Source organism: Burkholderia sp. Ac-20392 (assembly GCF_017104585.1).
GTDB lineage: Bacteria > Pseudomonadota > Gammaproteobacteria > Burkholderiales > Burkholderiaceae > Burkholderia > Burkholderia lata.
In genome coordinates this window covers 1-5244 of record NZ_JAAGPB010000548.1, presented here as the reverse complement: position 1 = coordinate 5244, position 5244 = coordinate 1, and the positions used below count along the sequence as shown (strand labels likewise).

Annotated in this window: 6 protein-coding genes; 4 read left to right on the top strand and 2 right to left on the bottom strand. The window is 69.4% G+C overall.

Features of this window, described 5'->3' with window-relative positions; translation table 11 throughout:
- A partial coding sequence (locus tag G3N99_RS34185; protein WP_206124580.1) for a thiamine phosphate synthase occupies positions 1-281 on the top strand: 281 nt, incomplete at its 5' end.
- 73 nt (positions 282-354) lie between these two features.
- Here G3N99_RS34185 and G3N99_RS34180 read toward each other — a convergent pair.
- The gene (locus G3N99_RS34180) at positions 355-2007 is read right to left on the bottom strand and encodes a DUF3459 domain-containing protein (protein ID WP_174982391.1); all 1653 of its coding nucleotides are present in this window, start codon (positions 2005-2007) and stop codon (positions 355-357) included.
- 310 nt (positions 2008-2317) lie between these two features.
- On the opposite strand from G3N99_RS34180, the gene G3N99_RS34175 reads away from it, so the two are divergent.
- On the top strand, positions 2318-3025 hold the full coding sequence (locus tag G3N99_RS34175; protein WP_206124579.1) for a class I SAM-dependent methyltransferase: 708 nt from the start codon (positions 2318-2320) through the stop codon (positions 3023-3025).
- A gap of 139 nt (positions 3026-3164) precedes the next feature.
- Entirely contained in the window at positions 3165-3833 is a 669-nt protein-coding gene (locus tag G3N99_RS34170; RefSeq protein ID WP_206124578.1) for a glutathione S-transferase, read from the top strand.
- 24 nt (positions 3834-3857) lie between these two features.
- Here G3N99_RS34170 and G3N99_RS34165 read toward each other — a convergent pair whose 3' ends face one another.
- Complete coding sequence (locus tag G3N99_RS34165; RefSeq protein ID WP_174938686.1) at positions 3858-4511, bottom strand: DUF1345 domain-containing protein; 654 nt, start codon at positions 4509-4511, stop codon at positions 3858-3860.
- A gap of 137 nt (positions 4512-4648) precedes the next feature.
- On the opposite strand from G3N99_RS34165, the gene G3N99_RS34160 reads away from it, so the two are divergent.
- Positions 4649-5244, top strand: a 596-nt coding sequence (locus G3N99_RS34160; protein WP_206124577.1) for a metallophosphoesterase, incomplete at its 3' end; no start/stop codon positions are given.

The window sequence follows — 5244 nt, the reverse complement described above, 5'->3', positions numbered from 1 at the left end:
AGCGGCCGTTGCCGGCCGGACGCTGGGTGTCCGCCGCCTGTCACACACGCGACGACCTGCTGCTGGCCGCGCGCGCCGGCGCGGATTTCGTCACGCTGTCGCCCGTGTTGCCGACGCTCAGCCATCCCGGCGCGCCGACGCTCGGCTGGACACAGTTCGGCGCGCTGGCTGCCGAGGCTGCCATGCCCGTCTTCGCGCTCGGCGGCATGACGCGCACCCACCTCGACGAGGCACGCCGCCACGGCGCCTACGGCATCGCGGGCATTCGCGGGTTCTGGTAGTTCGGGGATTTCCTGCGGGGCAGCCGGGCGCAGATGCGCCCGGCCTCTCGGATTCTTTTACTCGCTCACGTCGTCATGCGTTCAGGTTCGGACGCATTCCGCGCCACATGCCGTCGTCGATGCGACGCGCATCGTGCGTGAGCGCATACCGGTTGACGTCACCCGTCAGCCACGCGACGAGCGCATACGGCGGCAACACCCCTTCATCGACCCGGTCGCGCGCACGCGCGGGCGTCTCGAACACGACCCGCCCTCTCGGTGCGTCGAACGGCACCGCCTCGGGCGACAGGTTCAACGCGATGGTCAGCGTTTCGTCGTCGGCGAGCCGCCACGATGCGAGCAGCGCGTCGGCATCGCCGTCGCCGTCCGACTTCAACGCACGCGCCTCCTGCGGCCGGCAATCGGACAAGCGCGGCGCGATCAGCTTCGCGCGCACCGCGAGCGCCGACTGCACGAAATGCGCGCGATCGGCATCGCGTGCGGTTTCGTCGAAGATCAACGGAATCTGCGGCGTGAGCAGCGACAGCGCAAGTGCGGCCAGACCGGCCTCCTGCCCGTGGTCGCCCTGCCCGCTGTCGCGCCACGCGCCATCGGACAGCACCAGCGACGTCAACGACAGCCCGCTGTCGGCAGCCATCCCTTCCCCCGACCCGGCCGGCTGGAATGCGGCCCCGGCCGCGGTCAGCGCGCGAGCGAGCGTGTGGATCGACTGGTGCGTGGAAATGCCTTCGTGGGCCGACGGATCGCGCCCCGTCAGCCGGTGCAGCGCGCGTTCGCCGCACCCGTTCCACTGCGCATCGAAATGGGTATCGGCAAGATGCGCCGGATGCCGCTCGCTGCCGAGTACGAGATGGATCAACCGGTCGGCCGGCACGGCCGCACGCACGCGGTCCGCGATCTCGCGCAGCCACGACACGCCGATCCGGTCGGCTTCGCGCAGGCGCAGCCCGTCGCAACGGTACTCGTCGATCCAGTACAGCGCGTTGTCGCAGAAGAAATCGCAGACTTCCGGATGATCGAGCGCGAGCGGCGGCGCCTGCAGCGGATCGTCGCGCGTATGGAAGAACGGCGCCGCGTAGTGACGCAGCGCATCAGTGCCGCTGCCGAAGCGCGCGTAGTCGAGCTCCAGCAGCACCGCGAGACCGTGACCGTGCGCGTCGTCGATCAGCGCCTTCAGCGCGTCGGGGCCGCCTTCGGCCGCGAGCGGCGCGAACGGCAGGCTGTCGTGCGGCGACGCGAGCAACTCCAGCGCGGTCACGCCGAGGCGCGCGAGTTGCGGCAGGCGCCGGCGCACGCCGTCGAAGCCGCCCACCGCGTGCGGGCGAATCGCATAGAGCGCGATGTCCTCCCACGCGCGCCCGTGCCAGAACGTATTGCGCCACGTGAACGCGCGCGGATCGACGACCTGGCTCGGGCCGTTGAGCCCTTCGGGTTGCGAGCGCGACGCGGGATCGGGAATCGATACCGCATCGTCGAGGCGATAGCGGTAAAGCGCACCGGCACCACAATCGGCAAAGACTTCGAACCAGTTCGTGCCGGCCGACGTCATCGGGACGAGCAACGGGCCGAAGCCGGTATCGAGTTCGAGCTGGACCTGCGTGCTGCCCGGCGCCCACACGCGAAAATGCGTGCGCGGCGACACGCCAAGCGCGCCACAGGGCTGCGCGCCGAACGGCAAGCAGTGAATGTAGTGCTGCGCATACGGATCGTGCGGACAATCGGACATCATGCGCTCCTCGTGCGTACCGAGCGGCATGGCCGCGCCAGCGGGGCGCGGCGCATCGGGGCCCGGCAAGCGACGGCCAGGCGGGGGGAGAGAACCGAGTATGCGCCGGTTTCGCCACCGCGATGCATCGCTCCCGGACATTTTTAAATACGAATCGACCCTCGGGAAAACCCGCAATCCGGCAGGCTCCGGCGAGTCAGGTAGCAGCCATACCGGAATGGCTGCTCGCCTTGTTGCACCGACCGCGCACGCTTACGCTCTGCGCCATGCTCGTGGACACGACGTCCACGCCCGACCCGAGGAACCCGCCATGTCGCTTCCCGCCAGCGCCGCCAAATTCGATCCGGCACGCGCCCACGAATACGCCGAGCAATCCCGCATCGCGCTCGCCGGCTACGATGCCTGCCACGAGCTCACCGCATGCATGCTCGCATCGGCAATGGCTACACCCGAGGCGCGGATCCTCGTCGCCGGCGCGGGCGGCACGGGGCAGGAAATCTGCGTGGCGGCCGCGCTCGAGCCGGGCTGGCAGTTCACGGCCGTCGACCCGTCCGCGCCGATGCTTGCGCTGGCGCGCTCGAACGTCGAGGCCGCGGGCTTCGGCGCACGCACGGCGTTCGTCGAAGACGGTGTCGATGCGTTGCCCGATACGCCCGCGTTCGACGGCGCGACGCTGATCGGCGTGCTGCATCACGTCCCCGGTGACGACGCGAAGGCGGCGCTGCTGCACGCGATCGCGCGGCGCCTGAAACCCGGCGCGCCGCTCGTGCTCGCCGGCAACCATCGCCGCTACGCGGACCACCCTCGCCTGCTCGACGCATGGCAGCAGCGCTGGCGCATGAAAGGCGCGACGCCCGACGCGGTGCGCGCGCAACTCGCGAAGATCCTGCAGGGCGCCGATCCGCCTGCTTCCGAGGAAGCCGTGTTCGGCCTGCTGCGCGATGCGGGCTTCGATGCGCCGCTGCGCTTTTTCGCGAGCCTGTTCTGGGGCGCGTGGATCGCGGTACGGCGCGCATGATGGCGCGGGACGGCCAGCCAGGCACGGTCGGCTAGACGAGGTCGGCCAGGCGCGGCTCGTCACGGCGCGCAACGCATTTCGCGTACGCGCCACACGCGCTGGGTATGATGTCGTTCCCGCCCCCACTTCCGGCGTCGACATGCTCACCGTCCATCACCTGAACAACTCGCGCTCGCAGCGCGTGCTCTGGCTGCTCGAAGAACTGGATGTGCCGTACGAGATCGTGCGCTACGCGCGCGATCCGAAAACGATGCTCGCGCCGCCCGAGTTGCGCGCGATCCATCCGCTCGGCAAGTCGCCGGTCGTCACCGACGACGGCCGCACGTACGCCGAATCGGGCGCGATCATCGAATACCTGGTCGAACGCTACGGCAATGGACGCCTGGCGCCGTCGCCCGGCACGCCCGAGCGGCACGACTACACGTACTGGCTGCACTACGCGGAAGGGTCGGCGATGCCGCCGCTGCTGCTCAAGCTCGTCGCGCTGCGGATCGCCCATGCGCCGATGCCGTTCTTCGCACGGCCGATCGCGCGCAAGATCGCCGACACGCTTCAGTCGAGCTTCGTCGATCCGCAGATCGCCCTGCATCTCGGCTATCTCGACGACACGTTGAACCGCACCGGCTGGTTCGTCGGCGATAGCTTCAGCGCAGCCGACATCCAGATGAGCTTTCCGCTCGAAGCCGCGACCGCGCGCGGGGGCGGCAGCCGGTATCCCGCGATCGCGCGCTTCCTCGACGCGATCCACGCGCGGCCCGCGTACCAGCGGGCGCTGGAGCGCGGCGGCCCGTACGACCTGCTCAAGTAACGCTGTGGATGACCCGGGCCTGCGTCAGCTCAGCAGGCCCGCGGCGACGTTGATCGACAGCCCGAGCACGGCCATGTTGAAGTAGAACGACAGGATCGACTGCGCGAGCACCGAGCGCCGCGCTGAGCGGTTCGTCATCGACACGTCGGCCGTCTGCGACGCGACCGCGATCGTGAACGCGAAATACAGGAAATCCCAGTAATCGGGTTCGGGGTTCTGGTCCGGGAAGCGCAGCGCGCGATCGTTGCCCGGCGAGCCGTAATAGAGCCGCGCATAGTGCAGCGTGAAGATCGTCGGGATCAGGAACCACGCGCCGAACAGCGTCGCGGCCGTGATCGCGTAATGGCTGAGCCCCGCGCTGAAGCCGACGCTCTTGGCGGTCGCGAGCTCGATCGCGATCGCGGCGACGCTCGCGACGGTCGCGAGGCACACGACGGTCAGCACGGTCGTCGCGTTTTCATCCTCGCGGATCGCGACTTCGCGCACCTTGTGATGGTGCGCGGTGACCATGCGCACCCACATCAGCACGAGATACAGCCAGATCGCACAATCCCAGCCGATCAGCGCACGCACGGTCGGACGCAGCTGAAACGGCAGCAGCAGCGCGCACAGCACGCCGGCGACGAACGCCGCGACCATGCGCGGCCGGTTGCGTAATACCTGCGGATAAAGCGTCATCGTGTGATTCCGAAAGCGGATGGAAAGGTTTCGGCCGGCGTGCGGGACAGCCCGCTGCGCCGCACCGGCGGGTACCGCCCCGATTATCGTCATTCCATCGTGACGTGGCGATGGGCACGAGCGCCTAAGATAATGGGATGACTGCCACCGCCCCCCTCTGCCACCATCCGGCGAACACGGTCGGCCGCGACTTCGTCGTCGGCGACCTGCACGGCTGCGTGGATGTGCTGCGCGCGCTGCTGCACGACACCCGCTTCGATCCGGCCCGCGACCGCCTGTTCTCGGTCGGCGACCTCGTCGACCGCGGCCCTGCCTCCGAAACCACGCTCGACCTGCTCGACCGCCCGTGGTGCCACGTCGTGCGCGGCAATCACGAGGAAGTGATGAGCCTCGTGGCGCGCGGCAAGCTGTCGCCCGACGCGTGGCGCGGGATCGGCGGCGACTGGGGCGCCGACCTGCCGCCGGAACGGCTGCACGCCCATGCGGCGCGCGTCGACTCGCTGCCGCTGGTGCGCGTGATCGGCGACGGCCCCGGGCGCTTCAACGTGCTGCATGCGGAATTCTTCGGCTCGGACGCCGATCTCGACACCGGCAGCTATGCGCATGACGTGCGCGAGCGGCTGATCTGGGGCCGCGATCTCGTCCAGGGGCTCGCCGATCCGGCACGGCAGGCCGGGCTGTCGCTGACCTGCACCGGGCATACGCCGGTGCGCGCGCCGCAGCGAATCGGCGA